At 42.8% G+C, this 21,328-nt stretch carries 19 protein-coding genes; 9 read left to right on the top strand and 10 right to left on the bottom strand.

What is annotated here, in order from left to right:
• Positions 1 to 90: 90 nt before the first annotated feature.
• The 6 genes from V7K27_RS31600 to V7K27_RS31575 form a co-directional block, all read right to left on the bottom strand.
• Positions 91 to 654 (bottom strand): hypothetical protein, encoded by a 564-nt coding sequence (locus V7K27_RS31600; RefSeq protein WP_334952538.1) that lies wholly within the window; start codon positions 652 to 654, stop codon positions 91 to 93.
• 171 nt (positions 655 to 825) lie between these two features.
• A complete protein-coding gene (locus V7K27_RS31595; RefSeq protein WP_334952537.1) occupies positions 826 to 3,366 on the bottom strand; it encodes a beta strand repeat-containing protein in 2,541 nt (846 codons plus the stop codon).
• Positions 3,367 to 3,967: 601 nt separating this feature from the next.
• Complete coding sequence (locus V7K27_RS31590; RefSeq protein WP_334952536.1) at positions 3,968 to 4,564, bottom strand: CPBP family intramembrane glutamic endopeptidase; 597 nt, start codon at positions 4,562 to 4,564, stop codon at positions 3,968 to 3,970.
• A gap of 209 nt (positions 4,565 to 4,773) precedes the next feature.
• Positions 4,774 to 5,838 (bottom strand): DUF3326 domain-containing protein, encoded by a 1,065-nt coding sequence (locus tag V7K27_RS31585; RefSeq protein ID WP_334952535.1) that lies wholly within the window; start codon positions 5,836 to 5,838, stop codon positions 4,774 to 4,776.
• Positions 5,839 to 6,071: 233 nt separating this feature from the next.
• A complete protein-coding gene (locus tag V7K27_RS31580; RefSeq protein WP_334952534.1) occupies positions 6,072 to 6,251 on the bottom strand; it encodes a hypothetical protein in 180 nt (59 codons plus the stop codon).
• A 307-nt stretch (positions 6,252 to 6,558) separates the two neighbouring features.
• Positions 6,559 to 6,876, bottom strand: coding sequence for a 2Fe-2S iron-sulfur cluster-binding protein (locus V7K27_RS31575; RefSeq protein WP_334952533.1), 318 nt, complete (start codon positions 6,874 to 6,876; stop codon positions 6,559 to 6,561).
• Between the two features lie 292 nt (positions 6,877 to 7,168).
• Here V7K27_RS31575 and acnB point away from each other — a divergent pair, with 292 nt between their 5' ends.
• The 8 genes from acnB to V7K27_RS31535 all read left to right on the top strand — a co-directional run bounded on the left by acnB (position 7,169) and on the right by V7K27_RS31535 (position 13,434).
• Positions 7,169 to 9,799, top strand: coding sequence for a bifunctional aconitate hydratase 2/2-methylisocitrate dehydratase (gene acnB, locus V7K27_RS31570; protein ID WP_334952531.1), 2,631 nt, complete (start codon positions 7,169 to 7,171; stop codon positions 9,797 to 9,799).
• A 235-nt stretch (positions 9,800 to 10,034) separates the two neighbouring features.
• The gene (locus tag V7K27_RS31565) at positions 10,035 to 10,481 is read left to right on the top strand and encodes a DUF29 domain-containing protein (RefSeq protein WP_334952529.1); all 447 of its coding nucleotides are present in this window, start codon (positions 10,035 to 10,037) and stop codon (positions 10,479 to 10,481) included.
• A 13-nt stretch (positions 10,482 to 10,494) separates the two neighbouring features.
• Entirely contained in the window at positions 10,495 to 10,761 is a 267-nt protein-coding gene (locus V7K27_RS31560) for a type II toxin-antitoxin system HicB family antitoxin (RefSeq protein WP_334952527.1), read from the top strand.
• Positions 10,754 to 10,993, top strand: coding sequence for a type II toxin-antitoxin system HicA family toxin (locus V7K27_RS31555; RefSeq protein WP_334952526.1), 240 nt, complete (start codon positions 10,754 to 10,756; stop codon positions 10,991 to 10,993). Before V7K27_RS31560 ends, V7K27_RS31555 begins: the two co-directional genes overlap by 8 nt.
• Positions 10,994 to 11,075: 82 nt before the next feature.
• The gene (locus V7K27_RS31550) at positions 11,076 to 12,275 is read left to right on the top strand and encodes a hypothetical protein (RefSeq protein WP_334952524.1); all 1,200 of its coding nucleotides are present in this window, start codon (positions 11,076 to 11,078) and stop codon (positions 12,273 to 12,275) included.
• Positions 12,276 to 12,573: 298 nt separating this feature from the next.
• Positions 12,574 to 12,855 (top strand): DUF4258 domain-containing protein, encoded by a 282-nt coding sequence (locus V7K27_RS31545; RefSeq protein ID WP_334801308.1) that lies wholly within the window; start codon positions 12,574 to 12,576, stop codon positions 12,853 to 12,855.
• Positions 12,856 to 12,872: 17 nt separating this feature from the next.
• The gene (locus tag V7K27_RS31540) at positions 12,873 to 13,103 is read left to right on the top strand and encodes a type II toxin-antitoxin system MqsA family antitoxin (RefSeq protein ID WP_334952523.1); all 231 of its coding nucleotides are present in this window, start codon (positions 12,873 to 12,875) and stop codon (positions 13,101 to 13,103) included.
• An 82-nt stretch (positions 13,104 to 13,185) separates the two neighbouring features.
• Positions 13,186 to 13,434 carry a hypothetical protein gene (locus tag V7K27_RS31535; protein WP_334952522.1) on the top strand — a complete coding sequence of 83 codons (249 nt, stop codon included), beginning with the start codon at positions 13,186 to 13,188 and terminating at the stop codon, positions 13,432 to 13,434.
• A gap of 347 nt (positions 13,435 to 13,781) precedes the next feature.
• Here the strand turns inward: V7K27_RS31535 and V7K27_RS31530 are convergent, their stop codons facing one another.
• From V7K27_RS31530 to fdhD, 4 genes are all read right to left on the bottom strand, one after another.
• Positions 13,782 to 14,735: a D-2-hydroxyacid dehydrogenase gene (locus V7K27_RS31530; RefSeq protein WP_334952521.1), complete on the bottom strand. Its 954-nt coding sequence runs from the start codon at positions 14,733 to 14,735 to the stop codon at positions 13,782 to 13,784.
• Between the two features lie 456 nt (positions 14,736 to 15,191).
• The gene (locus tag V7K27_RS31525) at positions 15,192 to 16,169 is read right to left on the bottom strand and encodes a TauD/TfdA dioxygenase family protein (RefSeq protein WP_334952520.1); all 978 of its coding nucleotides are present in this window, start codon (positions 16,167 to 16,169) and stop codon (positions 15,192 to 15,194) included.
• Between the two features lie 459 nt (positions 16,170 to 16,628).
• Entirely contained in the window at positions 16,629 to 18,317 is a 1,689-nt protein-coding gene (locus tag V7K27_RS31520) for an RluA family pseudouridine synthase (protein ID WP_334952519.1), read from the bottom strand.
• A 682-nt stretch (positions 18,318 to 18,999) separates the two neighbouring features.
• Positions 19,000 to 19,839: a formate dehydrogenase accessory sulfurtransferase FdhD gene (gene fdhD, locus V7K27_RS31515; RefSeq protein ID WP_334952518.1), complete on the bottom strand. Its 840-nt coding sequence runs from the start codon at positions 19,837 to 19,839 to the stop codon at positions 19,000 to 19,002.
• Positions 19,840 to 20,115: 276 nt separating this feature from the next.
• On the opposite strand from fdhD, the gene V7K27_RS31510 reads away from it, so the two are divergent.
• The gene (locus tag V7K27_RS31510) at positions 20,116 to 21,297 is read left to right on the top strand and encodes a serine hydrolase domain-containing protein (protein WP_334952517.1); all 1,182 of its coding nucleotides are present in this window, start codon (positions 20,116 to 20,118) and stop codon (positions 21,295 to 21,297) included.
• Positions 21,298 to 21,328 lie beyond the last annotated feature (31 nt).

Here is a 21,328-nt window from a genome sequence, read left to right as displayed (position 1 = left end):
TATTGCTGAAATATTGCGTGAAAGTTGTTCTTGGTCATTTGTAATTACAAAGGACAAATGACCAATGACAAAGGACAACCCCAATTTCAATCAGCGCACTTGTGTTTGATAAGTCGCCTTGACTGTTGTCTTGGCTGCAACTGACGGAATCTGCAAACGGATATTGGTGTAAGCAATGGCTGGTGCTGGTTTGGTTTCTACTTTGCCGTCAGGAAGAGTAACTTTAACAGTGGGATTTTCGACAAAGCTGCGCCCGCCATCAATGCTATAAATAACTTTGGCATTGTTACCGGCATTGGCAGATTTCAACACGTAAACCATTCCTTTGGGAATTGGTTGATTAAGAGTCAAATTCTTGACTGGGCGATCGCTCTTATTTTCGCCACTCAAGGTATATCGCAACATATCTCCTGGTCGCACCATAACTTGACCTTTCAAAGGTTCCCATTTTTGGCTTTGCTTACCTTGTTGATCCTTTGTCACTACTTGCTTTTCTGCTTCTAAGCGCAACTGTATTTGCCCTTGATTTTTGACATTTTGAGCGATGGCACTTGTAGAATGCCATACATTTGCGATTCCCGGAATTTGACCAACAAATGGAACTGTAGCAATCACTGCGATCGCTCCTAAACTTGCAAAAGAAACACGCTTCATATAAATAACCTCAAAAAATTTCCAGAATGTTAATTGTTGCCTTATCTTTCCCTGTTTTCGCTAGGGAATAATCAGTTTGTAGTTAGCGCTTTCGGGCTAAATCGCCAACTACAAACACATAGGTGCAATGGCACCCCTCTTTACAAACAAAGAGGGGTGAGGTCAAACTATCTAGTTAACCTTGCGTTGGAAACTAAAGGTTCTTTGAATACCCGGTAGAACCTGTCCAGTCACAGCATCCACATACTTACTTACATCTGTGTTTGCCGTAGTTCCAGTTTGGTCACTACCAGGGTTAGTAGCTGGATTACCACTGAAGAATGTAATAGTTGATGTCCCAGAATCCTTAGCTGAACTAACAATGTTGCTAGTATCAATTTGACTGTTGGTATCATTGTCTAGCGCCCAGTTGTTGTTACCACCATTGGCGGCTGTAGTACCATCTTCAGTAATCACAATCTTGTCAGCATTCAGAATCAGATTTCCGGTTCCTACTTGAGGAGTAGAAATATTTTTGTAAGTAATCCGATACTCAATAATGTTACCTGGGGCGGGTTTTTTGGCTCCAATACCAAATGCGCCATCAGTACTACCCGATGGCAGTGCTGGTCCAGTTCCTTGTAAAACTCGTGACTCTTTCAGCAATTGCAAGAAGCCAGTGTAGACGCGATCGATGGAGATGTTGTACGCTTCCGCATTAGTCCCAGTAATAATAGGTACGCCAGTAGGAGTAGTAGCTGACTCAATATAAGCCGTAATCGGTGTGGGGAAACCGCGTTCTATAGTAGTTATGGGAAGTGGAGGTGTACCGTGAGTACCTTGAACAGAGGTATCAGTTGAGAGTGGTGTATTAGCAGGCAGGTCAACGCTTACACCATAGTTAGCTTTACCACCATTCGCTGCAACTGCATCAATTCGCACTGGATTAGTGGCACTAATTTGGTTGCCCCCGACTAGACCACTTCCTATCTGGAAAATAAAGTTTGTGCCATCGTACTTATAAGCAGCTGATAAACCTTGATAGGATACCGTCACCACTGTATTCGTAGGTAAATCACTTGCTGTTGCTGGTTTTGTAGGTACGAGAGAAATATTGGCAGAAGATGTACCAGTATTTTGAACTGTGTTAGTAAAGGATACCGCAGCCGGATCAACACCGGCGCCAGGAGAAATATTGGGTGGAATTAGTGCTGATTTATTAGTGAAGTCATCATTGTTGTCAGTTGGCCCAACGGCATCAGGCACTCCATTTGGCCCATTCAAGACAGAGGTAGGATTGGGGACTGTGAGGGTGGTTACATTTAAAGACCCTGTGGCACTAGTAGTAGAACCAGTGTTATTATTGTTTGTGTCATACGTCAGACTAGTAATACCAGCGTCTGGTACAGTAGGAAAGGTTGTACCGTTATAGTTATCTGGCCTTTGGTCTCCTGAGTTGTCATAAATTTTGTTGGTCGAATCTCCAGCAGTTGTACCGGCCACTTGGGCGATGTTGTAAATGGTTACTGGGCTAGCACTTGCACCAGTGGTTTTAACTTGGATGCTAAAACCGCTAACAGTTGTCCCAGTACTAACTGAAGTGACAACGGTAGGATCGTTAACGAAACCAACCCGTGTAACTGAACCCAACGGTGGGGCGGCACTTACCCACGCAGCCGCTTCAGTATTTATACTAGTAGCAGTGCTGGTGTAAACTACTTTCCAACCCGCCGGAGCAATTGGAGTGCTATTAAGCACTGTATTTGCTGGAATAGCATCAGAAACTAAGATGCGGCTGACTGTTGCAGTATCAACAGTGATATTTGTACCAGCTAAAGCTGCGGGGGTAATACCAGTACTAGTTACGTCGGTACTCTCAACCCGCAAGCTCAAACCATAAGTTAGCAAGTCATCACTTAGGTTAGCAGAAGTGCCAGCATTATCATAGGCTGTCTTAGTTTTGAGGATAGTTGCTAACGCCTTACTTTTAGCGGTATTTCCTACTGTAATCTGCTGGGTAGCACTGGCTTCTCTGACACCATTGATTGCCGTTCCTGCTGGGTTGACATTATCTACAGTGTAAACGTCGCCACCATCAGCAATCCGGGGTTGGTTTTGAGCATCACCAGGAGTTTGTCCTAGTCTGGCAGTGATAATATCGCCTGTTTGAGCGCCAGCTTGCACGGTAACTGGTACACGCACCAACACACTACCATTAACTGCGATCGCGCCTGTAGTTAGTCCACCAGCAGGGATATCTGTCCAGGTTGTACCGCCATTAATGCTGTATTGCAAGCTACCAGGTGTGTTACTACCAAGTAATGAACCCGAAACTGTGGCTGGGCCTGTTGTTGTCGCTAAGTTAGGAATCTGGAATTTGGTGGTATCGTTACCGACGTTGGTTACTGTATAAGTATAAACTAGTACATCTCCAACGCTAGTACTACCACCTGGGGTAGTTTGGTTTGCAATCCCAGAACCTGTAACAGTAATACCAGCCACCTCTGCTACAGTCACGGTGACAGTGTTAGATGTGGAATTGATGGGACTCCCTGGTGCGTTAGGATCTTCGTAGGTCGCTGTTGCTGTGTTACTGATAGATGTACCCGCAGTAGTTCCGTCAGCTAATGCAGGTGCAATAAATTGGAAAAGGCTACCAGTTAATAATGCTGTTACTACTAAAGTTTGATAGCACTGGCGCTGCTTGTTGAAAGATTTATTTCGATTTATCATGGATGCAGTTTATTTATTTGCTGGACTTGTATCTTGGATTTTGAGACAGGATAAAGTTCGGCAATTCCTTAAAGAATTACCGACTGTAGCTGCCCAAAACTTTAACGTTTCGGGAATAGATATTAAAGTAGCTAAATTATTGACACTCCTTAAAAACTATATTGAGGCAGTAACCAGAAGTAACTCGCCTACGTGCATTTACGCTTACCCTAGAAGCTCAAGAGTAAGCGTAAATATACGTGGCATTTTCATGTATGATTAATTGCTGACTTAAAAATAAATGTAACTTTTATAGCAAAAAAATACTTCCGTATAAATAACTAACTTCTCTAGCGATGAATGAGTGAGTGCATCAAAGCTGAAAAACTAACTTTATAGTGGTTCTCGCTTGAGTGAGGTACAAGAACCCCACCCCCAGCCTCCTAAGAGCAAGCGAGGAGGGGGCTATGATGTACCTTGTATGATTAGTAAACGCTATAGCAAGAGAAATTACAGCAGATTTCAAGGAAAGTGAAGTACACAAGCTGAGTCCCAAAGCCAGGTATAAACTTTGTTTTACTTCTGAATTCTGAATTCTGAATTCTGAATTCTGACTCCTTTTTTATTTTTTAATTGCCGACAATTGCGACATTTTCCAGAAATAGCTAGAAATCCAATTGGTAATAATGTGAGCGACAATCGGCACTAATAAGTTGCCCGTGAGCAGGGCGCTATATGCCAATATCATCCCGACAATTGTTGCCCAAATCACATAAGGCCATTGTTGGGAACCGCTAAAATGCAAGATGCCAAAGCAAAGACTGGATACAATTAAAGCTGTAAGATCAGCGCCTAAAGCTGGCAGCATCACACCCCTAAATAATAATTCTTCACTCAGCCCTGGTAGCAACCCCAGCCAAATTAAGTCTGGTAAAGCTAAAGGTTTCAGTACCACTTCTAAGTAATAATCTGCACTTTTACGATAGGCAGTCCAAAGGCGATAAGTTAAGCCACTTAACGCGGTGATGATGAACCCTAACCCTACACCCAATAGCAACTCTCTTTGGTTCAAGTCCCAAGAAAATAGGGAAAAGTTGCCAAAGTGCAACGAAAGTTTGGCGACTATCAACAAAATGATTGCAGTCGCTCCCATCGCCCCAAGTACTTGGATGCGTGTTAGGTATGGAATTTCTGGCTCTTGCTTGTGTTGTTCAACCACGGGTTTTTAAGGGGAGTGGGGAGTGGGGGAGAATGGTTTGTATGCAATATACTCTGACCTCTCTCCAAACCTCTCTCCTAAAAGGAGAGAGGCTTTGAATCTTACTCCTCTTCCCTACAAGGGAAGGGGCTGGGGATTAGGTCTGTATTGGATTCAACACAGAAGCGCTACAGTCTGAATTCTAACTTTTAACTCCTAACTCCTAACTCCTAACTTTTAACTACTGACTGCAAAGGTAATAATTTGGGACGGAGGGCGGAGGGATTGATGCCTGCTTTGTGTGCTACTAATACACCTACTGCTTCTAAATATGAGTTTACCTGTATAGCTTTGATCCCCAAGGGTTGGGGAGGAACTTTGATCAGAGTTTTATTTTCTTCTACTGTAATTATTTGGCATCGTCTTTGGCTTAAACTTAGTAAGGCACTGCTACCACAAGCTGTTGCAGGTGCGATCGCAGCATCCACTTGATCTGCCCAAATATCTTCTTGCTGTGATGCGATCGCTCCTTTCTCTATTATAAATTGTGGGGCACGACTTAATCCGACAAGGACGCACGGCAAAAAGGTATAGCCCAATTCTTCGGCCGCCGAACGGGGAGATAAATCAGGTTTTGGAGGTTCGCTCAAAAGGGCGGGAGAATGGGCGCAAGGAATTTGAAAGGTTCGCACTAGCAAATGGCTAATTACGGCTTCTGCGCCCGCTAAAGGATCAACACCTTCACCGTGGCGATATTTCTCTACTGCTTCTGAGTCTATATCATCGGGGAAACGGGCAACAACTGCGATCGCTTCTGCCCCCGCTTTTTTAATTAATATCTCAGCTGCCCGTAATAAACTATCTGGGTTGCCAATTGTTCCCCAACTAGCTCCCGATGCTGGAGTCCGTAATTCTACATTTAATGGTGCATCAGTAATTACATAATCTGTTAAGGTCAATCCCAGAGTGGCTCTGACTGCATCTGCGGCTTGTATATGTCGTAGTCGCAACTCTGGCTCAATACCTTGGTCTAAAAGCAAACCTACTTTGTTGGTGCGGACTGGACGCAAACCCCAGCATCCAGAGGCGAATTTGTCAAGCCCGTAACCTTCAACATAAAAAGCGTTTGGGAGATTCCAATACAAAGAAGCGCCATTAAGGACATTGGGGTGAGTAATTAGGCGATCGCAAACTTGTGCTATAACTTTGGCAACAGGCAAAGCATCTCCTGCATAACCCCCAATGGCAGCCCCAACGCCAGTTGGTACAATTAAGATAGCGGTGTATGGAGGCATATTGAGTGCTGAGTTAGGAGTTATGAATTATGAATCAGAAGCCATCAAATACTAACTCACGCCGTGTACGACTTTCTCTCAAACCTAACCCCCAACCCCTTCCCTACTAGCGTTGGGGAGCAAAATCAAAGCCTCTCAGGAGTGGGGGAGAGGAATGGAAGTGGGGTTCTAAGAATAAGTCGCACATCGCGTTAACTCCTAACTCCTAACTCCTAACTCCTAACTCCTAACTCCTAACTCTTAACTGTAGTCACCACAGCTTCAACTGTAGCTTTTTGTTGATCAACGTCCACAGAAGTAATTGCCCAACGTAGGGGTTCCCCCTCTTTGTTCAACTCTGTTTCAATTACTTGTAGTAATTCTGCGGGAGTTTCTTGTAAATCAATTTCTGCGGTAATAAAATGAGTCGTCATCTTGTTAAATCCTATTGATTTGTACTTTCTAGAATAACTGATATGAGTTGCTAGGAAATACTTATGTTATTTATCAGTTTTGGTAATGTTCAGTGAACAGTTATCAATAATCAAAGTATATAGTCATTTTCAATCCGGTGAGGTACAAGTATGCAAATAGACCTAACCCCCTAACCCCCAACTCGTCGCGGGAAGGGGGAACAATTTAAAGCCTCTCTCCTTTTAGGAGAGAGGAATGGAAGTGAGGTCAAAATTGTACCTCACGCTTGTCGAGAACCTCTATATACTGATAACTGTTTACTGATTATTAGTCTTTGCCAAACTGTAACTGATAAACTACGTCTTCTTTTTCCGTCTTAATTTTCAAATCAGAAAGGGGTTTGGCAACACAAAGCAATACGTAACCTTGCTTTTGCAAATCTGGACTAACGCCCATACCATCAGTTTGATCCACAGTTCCCTCGCTTATTTGACCAGCGCATGTTGTGCAAACGCCTGCATTACAAGAACTCGGCAGTTCCAAACCAGCAGCATCGGCAACTGATAAGATCGTTTTATCTTCGGGAACTTGCAAGGTATGAATTTTGCCTTGGTGATCAATTTCTACGGTGTAAGTTTTGGGCATATACAAAATAAGCGTGACACAGAGGACAAATCAGTTATTTTATCTGATAAATAGACACAGTACCAAGTTAACAAAGATGAAAAGAGAATTATTTCCAAAGAGCTTGATCGGGAAAAATAGATATACAGTGATAATTATAAGTGCTTGCTAGACAAAAAACTTAAAGTCAGGAGACTCACTTGCTGTTAATTCTATTTGTAAAGACTTGTGAGGTTGAATGTCCCTGAAACTAGGGAAGTGATGATACACACTTAAAACTTTGTTTGGCTAAATATTTGGAGTGGAGTTAAGAATGCTGGAACAATATCGTAAACAACTTGCCGAAAGAGCAGCACTGGGAATTCCCCCCTTACCATTAGATGCAAAGCAAACATCTGAACTGTGCGAATTACTGAAAAATCCGCCAAAGGGTCAAGAGGAGATATTATTACATCTATTGAGCGATCGCGTTTCTCCTGGTGTTGATCCAGCAGCTTATGTCAAAGCTGGATTTCTCACTGCCATTGCTAAGGAGGAAATCACCAGTCCGTTGATTGCGCCCATAGAAGCAGTGCAATTGCTGGGCACAATGATAGGTGGTTACAACGTGCAATCTTTAATTGATTTGCTGCAATTGCCCACTGTATCCCTATCGGACTCATCCGAAACACCTCTAGTAATGGGCGGACAAGGAAAGGAACCCATCGCCGCCTACGCCGCCAACGCCTTAAGCAAAATCCTCTTGGTGTACGATGCCTTCCACGATGTTTTAGAGTTGTCTAAAACCAATCCTTTCGCCAAGCGGGTAATTGACTCTTGGGCGGAAGCTGAATGGTTTACCCTTCGTCCCACAGTACCAGAAGCGATTACTGTCACCGTTTTTAAAGTTCCTGGCGAAACCAATACCGACGATTTATCGCCCGCCCAAAGTGCCACCACTCGCCCAGATATTCCCTTACACGCCTTAGTGATGTTAGAGTCACGGCAACCGGGAAGCTTGGCAACCATTGCCGAACTGAAGAAAAAAGGGCATCCTGTAGCTTATGTGGGAGATGTAGTTGGTACTGGTTCTTCGCGGAAATCTGCTATCAACTCAGTATTGTGGCATACAGGAAATGATATATTTTTTGTGCCAAACAAACGCGCTGGAGGTTATGTTTTAGGTGGTGCGATCGCGCCTATCTTCTTTAACACAGCAGAAGATGCCGGTGCTTTGCCTATTCAGTGCGATGTCAGCCAACTAGAAACCGGCATGGTAATTACCATCCATCCCTACAAAGGCGAAATCACAAACGAAGCAGGCGAAGTCATTTCCACCTTTGCCCTCAAACCTGACACCATCCTTGATGAAGTTCGCGCAGGTGGACGCATCCCCCTACTTATCGGACGTACCCTCACCGACAAAACCCGTCTTGCACTTGGTTTAGAACCCAGCACAGTCTTTACCCGTCCCCAGCAAGGCTTTGACACAGGCAAAGGCTACACCCTCGCACAGAAAATAGTCGGTAAAGCTTGCGGATTACCTGGTGTGCGTCCCAGCACATCCTGCGAACCCATCATCAGTACCGTTGGTTCCCAGGATACCACAGGCCCCATGACCCGCGACGAATTGAAAGAACTCGCCTGTCTTGGTTTCAGTGCAGACTTAGTGATTCAGAGTTTCTGTCACACAGTTGCTTATCCCAAACCAGTTGACATCCAAACCCATCACGAACTCCCCGATTTCTTTGCCTCTCGTGGCGGTGTCGCCCTCCGCCCCGGTGATGGTATCATCCACTCTTGGTTAAACCGGATGCTGCTACCCGACACCGTGGGAACTGGCGGCGACTCTCACACCCGCTTTCCCTTGGGTATTTCCTTTCCCGCCGGTTCGGGATTAGTGGCGTTTGCAGCAGCTTTGGGTGTCATGCCTTTAGATATGCCAGAATCAGTATTGGTAAGATTTAAAGGGGAATTGCAACCAGGTGTCACCCTGCGAGATGTTGTAAATGCGATTCCCTACGTGGCAATTCAAAAAGGTTTGCTGACAGCAGAAAAGCAGAACAAGAAAAATGTCTTCTCCGGGCGAATTCTGGAAATAGAAGGTTTGCCAGATTTAAAAGTTGAACAAGCCTTTGAACTCACCGATGCTAGTGCCGAGCGATCGTGTGCCGGATGCACAATTAAGCTGAGTGTAGAGACAATTTCCGAATATCTGCGTTCTAACGTCGCGCTGCTGAAAAATATGATAGCACGGGGCTATCATGATCCGCGTACCATGCTGCGCCGTGTGGCAAAGATGGAAGAATGGTTAGCAAATCCCGTGTTATTAGAAGGTGATGCCGATGCGGAGTATGCGGAAATAATTGAAATTGATTTGAACGAAATCAAAGAACCAATTGTTGCTGCTCCCAATGACCCTGATAATGTTAAATTATTATCGGAAGTTGCTAATGATCCAGTGCAAGAAGTATTCGTCGGTTCTTGTATGACGAATATCGGTCATTATCGGGCAACAGCGAAAGTTTTGGAAGGCGCAGGTGAAGTGAAAACTCGCCTGTGGATTGCACCACCAACGCGCATGGATGAACACCAACTTAAAGAAGAAGGTGTATACAGCGTTTTTGGGGCTGCGGGTGCGCGTACAGAAATACCAGGATGCAGTTTGTGCATGGGTAATCAGGCGCGAGTTGCTGATGGCACAACAGTGTTTTCTACCTCTACCCGCAACTTCAATAATCGCATGGGTAAAGATGCGCGAGTGTATCTTGGTTCAGCAGAATTAGCCGCAGTTTGTGCGCTGCTGGGACGACTTCCCACAGTGCAGGAATATTTGGATATTGTGGCGAGTAGAATTGAGCCTTTTGCCGATGATTTGTATCGGTATTTGAACTTTGATCAAATCCTTGGTTTTGAGGATGAAGGACGCGTGATTTCTAAGGAGGAGCAGGCTTTGTTGGTATAGTTTAATTAGGTGGGTGTGATGCCCACCTAAGAGGATGTTTTAAAAGTCATGATTGATGTATCAAATATTTTTTACCCCACCCTAACCCTCCCCTTATAAAGGGGAGGGAACTAGATTATTTTCCGGTTTCCCCCCTTTACAAGGGGGGATTAAGGGGGGTAATCATTCTATTAAAATCACAGCCAACCACTTTTAAAACATCCTCTAATTTTTAGCGTTTCCCAGAGGAATATTAATGACCAGTCCATCTTTTATAAATGAAAAAAATCTCTATGAACAAGACTTTTACTTGTGGACACAAACCATTGTCCAGCAGTTAAAAGAAAATAATTTTAATGAAATAGATATACCTAATCTAATTGAAGAAATTGAAAGCATGGGGAGAAGTGAAAAACGCGAGTTAAAAAATCGATTAATTGTGTTATTAATGCACTTACTGAAATGGCAATATCAACCAGAAAAACGTAGCGAAAGTTGGCGCAGTAATATTTCTGAACAACGTATCTGTATTGAAACATTATTAGAAGATAGTCCGAGTTTGCAACCTCTACTTGCAGAAGTATTTGAAGATTATTATCAAAAAGCTCGTCTCAAAGCATCTGATGAAACAGGGATTAAATTAAATTTCTTTCCTAAAGAATCTCCTTTTACGTTAGAAGAAACCTTAAAAAATAGTTATTAAGTTGGAGGAAAGAATGAATTTTTACACAGTCGTACTCAGAAAAAGTTCTGGCTATTGGGTTGCTTTATGTTTAGAAAACGGCATTGTCGGGCAGGGAAATATTCAAGAGGATGCAATTAATAAACTGAAAGAAGCAATTGAATCTTTTGAAATGGTTTATGAGTCTGAAAGTAATATTTATAAATCTACCGTTTCAATAGATGAATTACATGAATTTTTAGCTGTTGAAGAAAAAGAACAAGATTTAGAGATATATGAATTAAGAAAGGTTTATGCCTAAAAATATACCTTCTCTGAAACCAAAGGAGTTAATTAAGCTTTTAGAACAAGCAGGTTGCAAATTTCATAGAGAAGGAAAAGGCGACCATTGTTTATATACTCGTGAAGTTGATGGTAAAAGAAGAGTAGTTCCTATAGATATGGGTGCAAGAGAAATGTCTCCTGCTTATGTTTTGCGGATTTTTCGACAGTTTGGGTTGAGAGATGAGGAAGTTGAGAGTCTGTTAAAATAGATAAGGTTTCGGTATTTTTACTGTTAGCACTATTATATAACTACAATAGTTTGTATATAGATTATTGTATTTAAAAATCTTCATGCCCTACCTAAAATCAAAACATTTAACAACCAACTCGAAGAGACGGAATGAGAGGTCAGACAAAGCGAATCGTAAATTAATTTACATTGGCAGGGAAATTCGCTTTCAGTCTGAACAAGATTTAGAAGATTATATTGAAGCTTCTTTTGACACAATATTCCCAGAATTGGTTTTAATTAAACGTCAGCATAGTCTCAAAATGCAGCGTTGTGATTTACTATGCTGTAGCAAGTTAGATAAACAAGCAGTCATTATTGAATTAAAAAACGAAGAAGATAGAGGATTAGTATCTCAGCTATTGAGATATAGAAAAAATATTTTCCAAAATCAATCTTTTGCCGACAGAATCGATTACTCATTACCGATAAAATTAATCACTATTGCTCCTACTTTTCATGAAGACAACTATACAGATAAAGAAGCATCAAAATTTGAAGATGATATATGTTTTTGGAAATTCCATGTCGAATATCAGACAACAACTCCTAAATTCCAATTAGAAGGTAAGAACTATGATATTCTTTACCCTGTGTTTGGCTTACCTGGTAGCTTACAAAATGAAGACCTACGAAGTACAATCTTGCCAGCTTTTACTCATAACTTTGAAAATAAATTGCCTGTAGATGCTCGTCAACATTTTAGAATCATCAGAGGGCTTTTTATGGCTCAACCAAAGATAAAGGAAATGGTTAGCCCTACTTATAGAAAAATACTATATGGTACTGGCGAAGGACAAAATCATAAGAAACTAGCAGAAATAACTAATACAGGTAAAGGAATATGGTTATTTCTTTGGTTACCAACTAAGGTGAGAACTAAAATAAAAATTCCAGTAGCACGATTTTGTTTTGTATTAGCTGCAAATAATAGCCATTTTGCTCAAGATTCTGTCGTTGAATGGTTGGTGTGTACTAAGACTACCGTTAATCTTAAAGACAAACCTAACAAGAATTTTTGTTTATCATTTGACAGGCATGGTATGACGAAATGGACAATTGCAAATATGTATTTATGTCAAGCCTCTAGTGATATAAATATAAATACTTTAGATTTATTCATCTATCTCCTGAAAGGTGTCACCCGTCCTTTTGATGATTCTATTTGGGAATGGTGGAGGTCACAGGAAATAAATACTCCTACTAATTTGGGATGGTATATTGATTTAGCTATTAAGACTTGGAACTATAGGTTTAAGTAAACAACATAAAATAAACAATTTATTGATTTCATAGATATCATTTCCAGTCAAGCTTTAGGAGTAAAAGATAACAATATTTTCATCTAATTGACCATTCTATCAGCGCGATCGCACCCTCGCACTTTGCACACAGACCTAACCCCCCAACCCCCTTCCCTACAAGGGAAGGGGGAGAAATCCGGCTCCCCTCTCCGCTTGCCTAACGGCAGGCTGACGCCAACGGAGAGGGGTTGGGGGAGAGGTCAATCCATGCGATCGCTATAAACTCTCAAAGTCTAATTCCTCTGAGATTACCACCTTGTTCGATGAAATTTTGCAACGAATGCGGGATAAAGTTTCTTCTCGTCAGTATTTAATGACGCTACACGCTGAAGAAGAAATGAGCGATGACAATCTAACAATCTATGACATTGAAGAAGGTATCCTCACAGGCGAAATACTGGAACGTCAAAAAGATAAAGTGACAGCAGAATCTAAATATCGCATCAGAGGTTTAACTCTTGATGCAGGGGAAGTCGAAATAATTGCCAAGCTAAGTCCAACTGGAAAACTTGTTATCATTACTGTATACATACCCTAATACCAGGAAAGCGGCAAATGCTGTGTAACATTTGTGGAAGCGAAGGTGTCAAAGTCCGCCGAATTACTAGAACTTACGGTAAGGGTAAAGACCTGCTAGTAATAGAAAACATTCCAGCGATCACTTGTACTCATTGCGGCGAAAGTTATTTAACTGCTGAAACTCTTCACAAAATTGAACAAATCAAAACTAACCGCAAAAAATTAGCTGTTGAACGTCCTGTGGAAGTTGCTAGTTTTGGCTCATGAATAATTGCTAAAATAAAATATTGCTTCGGCTATTGTCTCACTAAGCTGATTCAAGAATAAATAACAAATAGGAGTTATTAAAATGCTTGAAGTTCACAAAAATTATGTTCTTGACGAAAATCAACGACCTATTGCTGTACAAATTCCTATCGCTGAATTTGAAAAAATTGAAGAAATTCTTGAGGATTACGGTTTAGCAAAACTTATGGAGGAAGTAGAGGAAGAAAAACCATTATCAAAAGATGAAGCACTAAAATATTATCAATCACTAAAGGATTTTAAATCTGGGTTTATGAAGAGTGGTCGCTGTTTGCTGTACAGTAATAGTTAAATCAGCATTAGTGACATCTACAGGAATATCTAAATGTAATATTCCATCTTGTCCAACACGAGAGTTTAAAGTTATTCTTTGCGTGGCATCTAATTAGATTAAATAGATTTGCTCTTGTGGGAGGCTCTGCCTCCCAGTTTGACAGGAGGCAGAGCCTCCCAGTGATCACATTCCCAGGCTCTGCCTGGGAACGAGGCAGGGCAAGACTTTTATCTTAATAAGCTTGATATCCAGATGATGCTCAATTTGTAAAGTGCGTAAATCCTAGTATGTAAGTCTTGTTCTAAATCCCCGTTACAAAACTGTACTTCCGACTTCCGACTTCCGACTTCCGACTTCCGACTTCTTTAATATCCTGCTTGCTTATTAACTACATTCCGTAAGGGCTGGCCGGCTCGGTACCGCTCTAGATTATCGAGAAACAAGGCGGCGATGCGCCCTTTTAATGCTGGGGAAATTGCGGAAGTGTGGGGTGTGATCAACAGGTTAGGTAAAGACCACAAAGGACTTTCTGGCGGTAGGGGTTCAATAGAAACTGTGTCTAATCCTGCACCTGCAATCCAGCCTTCAGTCAGAGCTTTAGTTAATGCTGATTCATCTACAACCGCACCGCGACCAACATTAATTAAATAGGCATGGCTGGGTAGCGATCGCAGTACTGTTTCATCGATTAAACCTTTAGTTTCTGGTGTCAAAGGTGTAGTAACAATTATATAGTCAACTTCTGGCAACAGTGCTTGCCATTCATCTGCACCGACGATTTTATCAAAATTAGGTAGAGGTGCGGGACGAAGGCGACCACCCCAAACTCTTGCCCCAAATGCTTTAGCACGATCTGCGATCGCCTGACCAATATTCCCAGTACCAATAATTAACACAGTTGAATTTGCCAACTCTGGCAGTACCAACCAGCTTTTTTCCCATATGCGTTGATCGTGATCTGTTTGCAGTTGCCGTAACTGCTTTGCATGATAGAGAATCAAAGTCAATACAAATTCTGAAATGGGAATTGCATGAACCCCCGCAGCATTAGTCAGGATAATATCGTGTTGGAGAAAAATGGGTGTGAGGATGTGATTTACACCAGCACTAGGAGTTTGTTGCCAACGTATTCCAGGAGCAGCCGCCAGCACCTTATGTAGAGTAGTCGGCTTTAATTTGAACCCATTGAGATAAATTTCCGCATCACTAGCATCACCATCAAAATTACCATCACTATCTACTTGCACAAATTGCGTATCAGCTGATAGGTATGGCTCAATCTCGGCGGTAAGCTCTATAGGTAGAATTAGTTTGACCACGGGTTAATCCTTCATAGAATTGCTTAGTATCCTGCTGACTACTCATCCACCCACCAGTAATATCAGTTAATAGAGTAGACAGCGATCGCAATACGTTTTCAATTTAATTTTTGTTAACAGTCAACAGTCAGCCCCAACTCTTGGAGACGCACTTGCGTTCGGGTAAGTCAAAAGTCAAAAGCCTTGCTATACAAAATTTTTGACTTTTGACTTCCGCCTTGCGGTACTAGCCCTTTCAAAGCGAAGGTTCGTACTATCTATGAAAGAAATAATGTTTTAACCCAATTTTGGTATTTTGGCTCAGTCGTAGGCGTAGCCCAACCTAGGCATCGCTTAATTTACAGCCCACAAATTTGGAGTTTAATGCATAATCTCTTTCTTAAATTCCAGCCGATACCTCAAATGCCGTAAAAACTTTGATAGTACAGATGCTCACGTTGAAAAGACTAGTTCTAACTATCTAGCTGACGAAAGGACTGCTTCTGCTTCTAGGTTCTCGGCTTTATTCTTGAAGACGGTTGGTAATTCGCTGCTTAATGGTTCACCTTCAACTATTTGCGATCGGAAACCATCAGGGCCGACTGGAATATCGCCAGTAATGGTGGTGCGATAGAGTACGCGCTCGACTTCTACATGATCTAAATCCTGCGGCGCTAAATGTGCGGTGGCGCGGTTGTCCCAGAAGGCAATGTCACCATTGTTCCAGCGAAAGCGGGTGGTGTAGGCTGGCTTAGTGATCTGGTTGAAGAACAACTCCAGTAGTAGCTCACTCTCTTGTGGTGACACGTCAAGAATGTGAGAAGTGAAGCCAGGGTTGACGAATAATGCACGTTCGCCTGTCTCTGGATGAACCCGCACCACTGGGTGAATGGAAACCTGGGGATTGGCTGCGATGCGCTGGACAAGCTTGCTGTTGCTAGGCAGCCGCAAACGCGCATTGAAGCGATGTTCTGCTTTCAATGTGTCTGCTAGCGCTTTCAGTGGTGCTGACAGACCCTCGTAAGCTGCAACCAGATTAGTCCATTGTGTATCACCACCAAAACTGGGGACGTTAACTGCACGCAAAATAGACCCCGCCGGTGGGTTAACAACTGCTGTCACATCGGTATGCCAACGGCTCTCGTAGCTGGAACGACGCAGACCATTCTTGCGTTCGTAGCGGCTGCGGTCAATCGGCAGTATTTGTGAGAAGCCTTCGATTGGCTGATCCTCGTGGGGATGTGCATAGGTCACTTCGCCGAAACGAGATGTAAAGGCAATCTGTGCAGCATGATCGATGTTCTGACCGCGAAAGAATATGACTTTCCACTTCAACAGTGCTTGACGAATTTCGGCAACTGCATCATCGTGCAGAGGACGCGAAAGGTCTACGCCGTTGATTTCGGCACCGATGAAACCAGCTACCTGTTTAACTTCAATGTGCTTGTTGCTCATATTATTAAATTCTCCTGAGTTTTACTCAGAGGGCGGTGTTCGCACTTGTTCACTTTCTTTGTATTGCCATCAAGTGTAAGCAATATACCAAAGGAGGCGATCATTAGCTAAAAATATTGTACAGTAAGTTGATAAATTTGCCGTACTATAAAATTATCTAATGCAGTGTCTCCCCTGCCACAGTGCTGGATTGATCTTTCTAGAGTGCGATCGCCTCAATTGTGCAAGATGAAAAACCACTGAACCTTGAAGAAGCATTAGCAGAACTAGAGAAAGACGTAGGTTGGGTGGAGCGCAGCGCAACCCAACATATATCAGGATGTTGGGTTACGCAAAGCCTCCACCCAACCTACAATATTTTTTGCAACATTTTAGGCTAGAGGGTCTACTACAAGACTACCGAGATTTTTTCAGAAATCAAATATGATTGCTATATAAGAGTTATTAAAATCCTTGATGTCAAAAGGGCGTAATTGCTTGTAAATGCAGGGTTTTTTCTAACTGCGGATGCTGGAAGCGAAGTTCTCTGGCGTGCAGATGTAACCGACTGGTAACTGCACAGCATCCATAAAGGCGATCGCCTAAAATAGTTACCCCAAGTCCTCGCGCATCAGCCGCATGAACTCTTAACTGATGAGTGCGTCCTGTTAGCGGCGTAAATTCTACGCGGGTGTAGTCTCCTGATCTCGCTATTACCTGGAAGTGTGTCAAGCTAGGTTTACCCTGCTGCCAATCAACTTTTTGCTCAGGGCGATTTTCGGGATCTCCCCACAGTGGCAATTCAATCACACCTTGCTCAACTGTCACAGCACCAGAAAGTATGGCTTCATAAACCTTGTGAACCTGCCGTTGCTGAAACTGCTGGCTGAGTTGCCGATGGGTTTGGCGATCGCGTGCCAACAACAGAATACCAGATGTTTCCTGATCTAAACGATGCACAGATGTCAGCGCCATGCCATCAGCCCTAAGATGACGTAAACGACTCAAAACACTATCTTGGCGATCGCCATAACGACCAGGTACCGAAAGTAGCCCAGCAGGTTTGTTTACAGCAATCAGCCATTCATCTTCATAAAGAATGGGGATCTCTCCCCTGATAGGCGAGAAGCTTCTTACCCCCCCTTCCCTGCAAGGGAAGGGGGCTGGGGGGTTAGGTCTTAACCCTGAGAGCAAAAACCCCATCAATGGCTGACATCGCTCGGCACATGCTCCATAAAATTCTCCCTGAATTTTATCCTGATTTACGGAAGACTCACCCCACCAAAATTCCGCCATTGCCAATGGTTTGAGATTATGTGTTGCCGCATAATGTAGTAGCTTGGGGGCACAACAGTCTCCTGTGCCAGTGGGCAAACCTCCTGGCATCAATTCTTGTAGTGATTGCGATCGCCCGGAAAAATTAGTCAGGCTGTAACTAGCGTGCATCAGAGCTTGTAATTGACGGGACAGTGCTTTACGCTGTTGTTTCAGTTCGCTAATTCGCGCATCCGTCGCTGCAATTAACTGTTGAAGGGGCTGTAATACTGCATTTTGCTGGCGTTTAAGTTGCCGTCGTTCAATTCCCTGCTGACGACTCTCTTCGTCGAGTTGTTCTAGGGCGATAGTGAGTGCTTCTGAAGTGAGTGTATTGCAGATTTGCTGACGTTTTTCCTGGCGTTGATGTTTGCAATGGCGATGGCGATCGCTCATTGCTTGCAACTGTTGCTCAAACTCATCAACCAGGGTTTGATACTGCTGACGTTCACTGAGTTGCTTCAAGGTAAGGAGTTCTTGCTTAATCGCGTCCAACTGTGCCAAAGTGCGGGCTTCTTCTAAAGCAACCTCCTCTCGTCCTGGAATTGGCGGCACCCAGCCCTCAACCAGACTGCAACCATTCAAAAGACCAGAGAAGGCTTTGAGTACCCTTTGTTCGCCATTAGGCAGTTCAACCAATAGTATTCCATACATCTTGCCTTCATGAGAATAACAGTCATTATTGATAAGAGATTGCATTAGTCCGTGGGCGATCGCTTCAGACATTGAGGTGCGGGGTAATTTCAGGCGATTGCCACTTTCGAGACAACGCCCTTCGTAGTAATAACTACAAGATGAATAGCTAACAGCAAAATCGCTGTCAATGAAATCTGAAAGTGTGTGCAGAACTTCCATAGAAAATATGATTACAAATCTAGCTTTACCTAACACAAAAGTTATTCTTTTAGGACTAGCCCTTTCAAGGTAGGTAAACTTTTTGGATAATATAGGACTAGTATAAGATTTTTGAAATGCACTATTTTGGACCCTCAAGGCTTTAATAGTGCATTAGACGTAGACGTAGGTTGGGTGGAGCGGAGCGCAACCCAACTGATGAGAAGGATGTTGGGTTACGCTTTTCCTCCAACGCCACTTGCTACAACGCTCTTAACCCGCGCAACGCAGTGGCTCCCCAACAAAGCAATTTTTTTACAACATTTTAGCCAAGAGGGTCTACTACAAGACTACCGAGATTTTTTCAGAAATCAAATATGATTCCTATAATAGGACTTACGCACTGTACAAATGCATCGTAATCTGCAATAAATATCTTGAGGAAGTTTTCAGGCTTTTATTAATTATCCTGCGATCGTAAATAGATCATGCTGTAGGGGCACAGCAATGCTGTGCCCTTACGAAAGATATGGTTTTTAACCTTGATTCATATTTGGTATTTCTTGTTAATGCCTAAGTCTTATCTTTATAGGACTTACGCATCAAGTACGAAATGTAGGGGCAATTCATGAATTGCCCCTACGGTAAATCAAGGCTTTCACTGCCTTTTTGCGTAAGTCCTATCTTTATTAAATCCGTGTTCTTAAGCAGCGTTTATTCTTTGCAAACCAGTGTAAACATTAAACCGTTCTCCGCGCAGGAATCCAATTAAGGTAATCCCGAATTCCTTGGCGACAGACACCGCCAAACTACTGGGAGCGGAAACAGAACACACAATGGGAACTCCAGCAGTTGTAGACTTTTGCAAAATCTCAAAACTAGAGCGTCCGCTCACTAAAACAATACAATTATTTAAAGGCAACTCGTCACTGAGCAAAGCTGTACCAATCAATTTATCTAAAGCATTGTGTCGCCCAACATCCTCCCACAGGTTTAACAATTGTCCTTGAGCATCGAAGGTAGCCGCAGCGTGCAAACCCCCTGTAGCAGTGAAAATACCTTGAGCAGCGCGGAGCTTGTCTGGTAGGCTGTAGATGATCTCAGGTGTTACCGTTGGGCCAGAAGGAATCACTGGACATCCCCGCAGACGCAAAGCCTCAAGGCTAGCTTTACCACACACCCCACAGGCGCTACTAGTGTAGAAATGACGCTCCAAAGGCTGTAAATCTGGAATCAACCCATCCCGCAGTTCTACATTTACGATGTTATGGCGCTGTTCACCATCTACTAATTCATCTACGCAGTAGCTGATACGTCGGATATCTTCTCTGCGGCTAACGACTCCTTCACTGTAGAGGAAACCAGCAGCTAGTTCAAAATCTGCCCCTGGTGTCCGCATTGTGACAGCTACCGTCTTCTGGAGAGGAACAAGGCGAATTTCTAAAGGTTCCTCTGTAGTGAGATGATCTAAACGAGGACGTACTTGACCTTTTTCCACTACCCAAATAGTGGCTTTGGTCTTGCTTTTAGTAGGCATTGTCATAGTTGTGAGAGTTGGTGAATTGAAATTTTGATACTAATCTGGAAATAGAGTAATGCTATTTGTATATCAGATGTCTCTTTGATGCTCACTAACTACTTTGTGCAGTTGAGCTAGCTCGGCTAGTACAGCACAGCGTAAATAAACCACCCATTAAAAATCAATACTTCGACAGAGCTACGTAACCATGAAACGCTTACGCTGTATACCTGTTTGAATTTTGAATGAGTGAATTTTGAATTCCGTCCTGCGGTACTAAGTTTCTATTTAGGAAGTAAAATGAACCTAAAATTTTTGGCTTTCAGTAAAATTTTATTTGCAATAGTCTTTGTGATTTCCCTTGGTTTTGCAGGATACCTAGTGGGTGATAACATTAGTCAGAGAGTAATTGAAAAATCTCTTGCTAAACAAGTCATATCTACCTCCACCGTCGGAAAAAGTTCTCAACTACAGACACTTTTAAATGAGATAGTTGTAGAACAAAAAATCCCTGGTGCAGTCATGTATATTTCTACACCTAAAGGCTCTTGGCTGGGAGCATCTGGTGTCAATGACTTGTCAACTAAAACCCGGATGAAACCCACGGATGGCTTTTCTATTGCCAGTATGAGTAAAACTTTTATGGCGGTGGTTGTGCTGAAATTAGTGGAGCAAGGGAAGATAGAATTAGATCAGGCGATCGCAACCTATCTACCAAGAGACATCAGTCCTCATATTATCAACAGCGACAAAATTACAGTTCGTCAACTGCTCAACCACACCAGTGGTGTTGCTGAATACCTAGACACAAAAGAGTTTATTCAAGCTACTGCGAGAAGAAGTCGCTCACAGCCTTGGACAGCCAGAGAAGCTATTCCGTATATGTACCAAGAGCAACCACAGGCAAATCCCGGAGAAAAATTTATTTATACTGATTGCAACTACATTCTTTTGGAACTGATTGTTGAAAATATAACTAGGGGAACTCTCGCACAAGCCATCCGCAGTCAGATTTTAAAACCATTAGGATTAAAACATACCTTCACGGAATTGCGCGAACCGACAATTGGAGAAGTCGCTACAGGTTATGGCGATCGCCATAAGCATGGTAAGCTAGATAGCTACGCAAAAGTCAATGATGGCAATGGTTTAGGAGATGGTGGGTTGGTTTCAACAGCAGAGGATTTAGCCAAGTTCGCCAAAGCGTTATTTGTCAAAAAAACCTTACTTTCCTCGAAGATGATGAAAGAAATGTTGAAATTTAAAGATAATGGCGAAGGCTATAGCTATGGGTTAGGTGTAGAACGGTTTTCATCTCCTTTAGCAAAAGCAATTGGGCATACTGGTACAGCCTATGGCTTCGTAACATTGCTTGCATATCTCCCCAATCAAGATACCACCATAATAGTGCTGCTAAACAATCAGGATGTTGATATTAAATCAGTAGCTAGGACAGGTCTAGAGGTTGTCGAGAATAAATGATATTACTGTAGTAAGCGGGAACCTAGAGGGA

Source organism: Nostoc sp., assembly GCF_036919575.1.
Taxonomy (GTDB): domain Bacteria; phylum Cyanobacteriota; class Cyanobacteriia; order Cyanobacteriales; family Nostocaceae; genus Nostoc.
The sequence above is the reverse complement of the archived record's forward strand: the minus strand, read 5'-3'. Positions and strand labels throughout refer to the sequence as shown.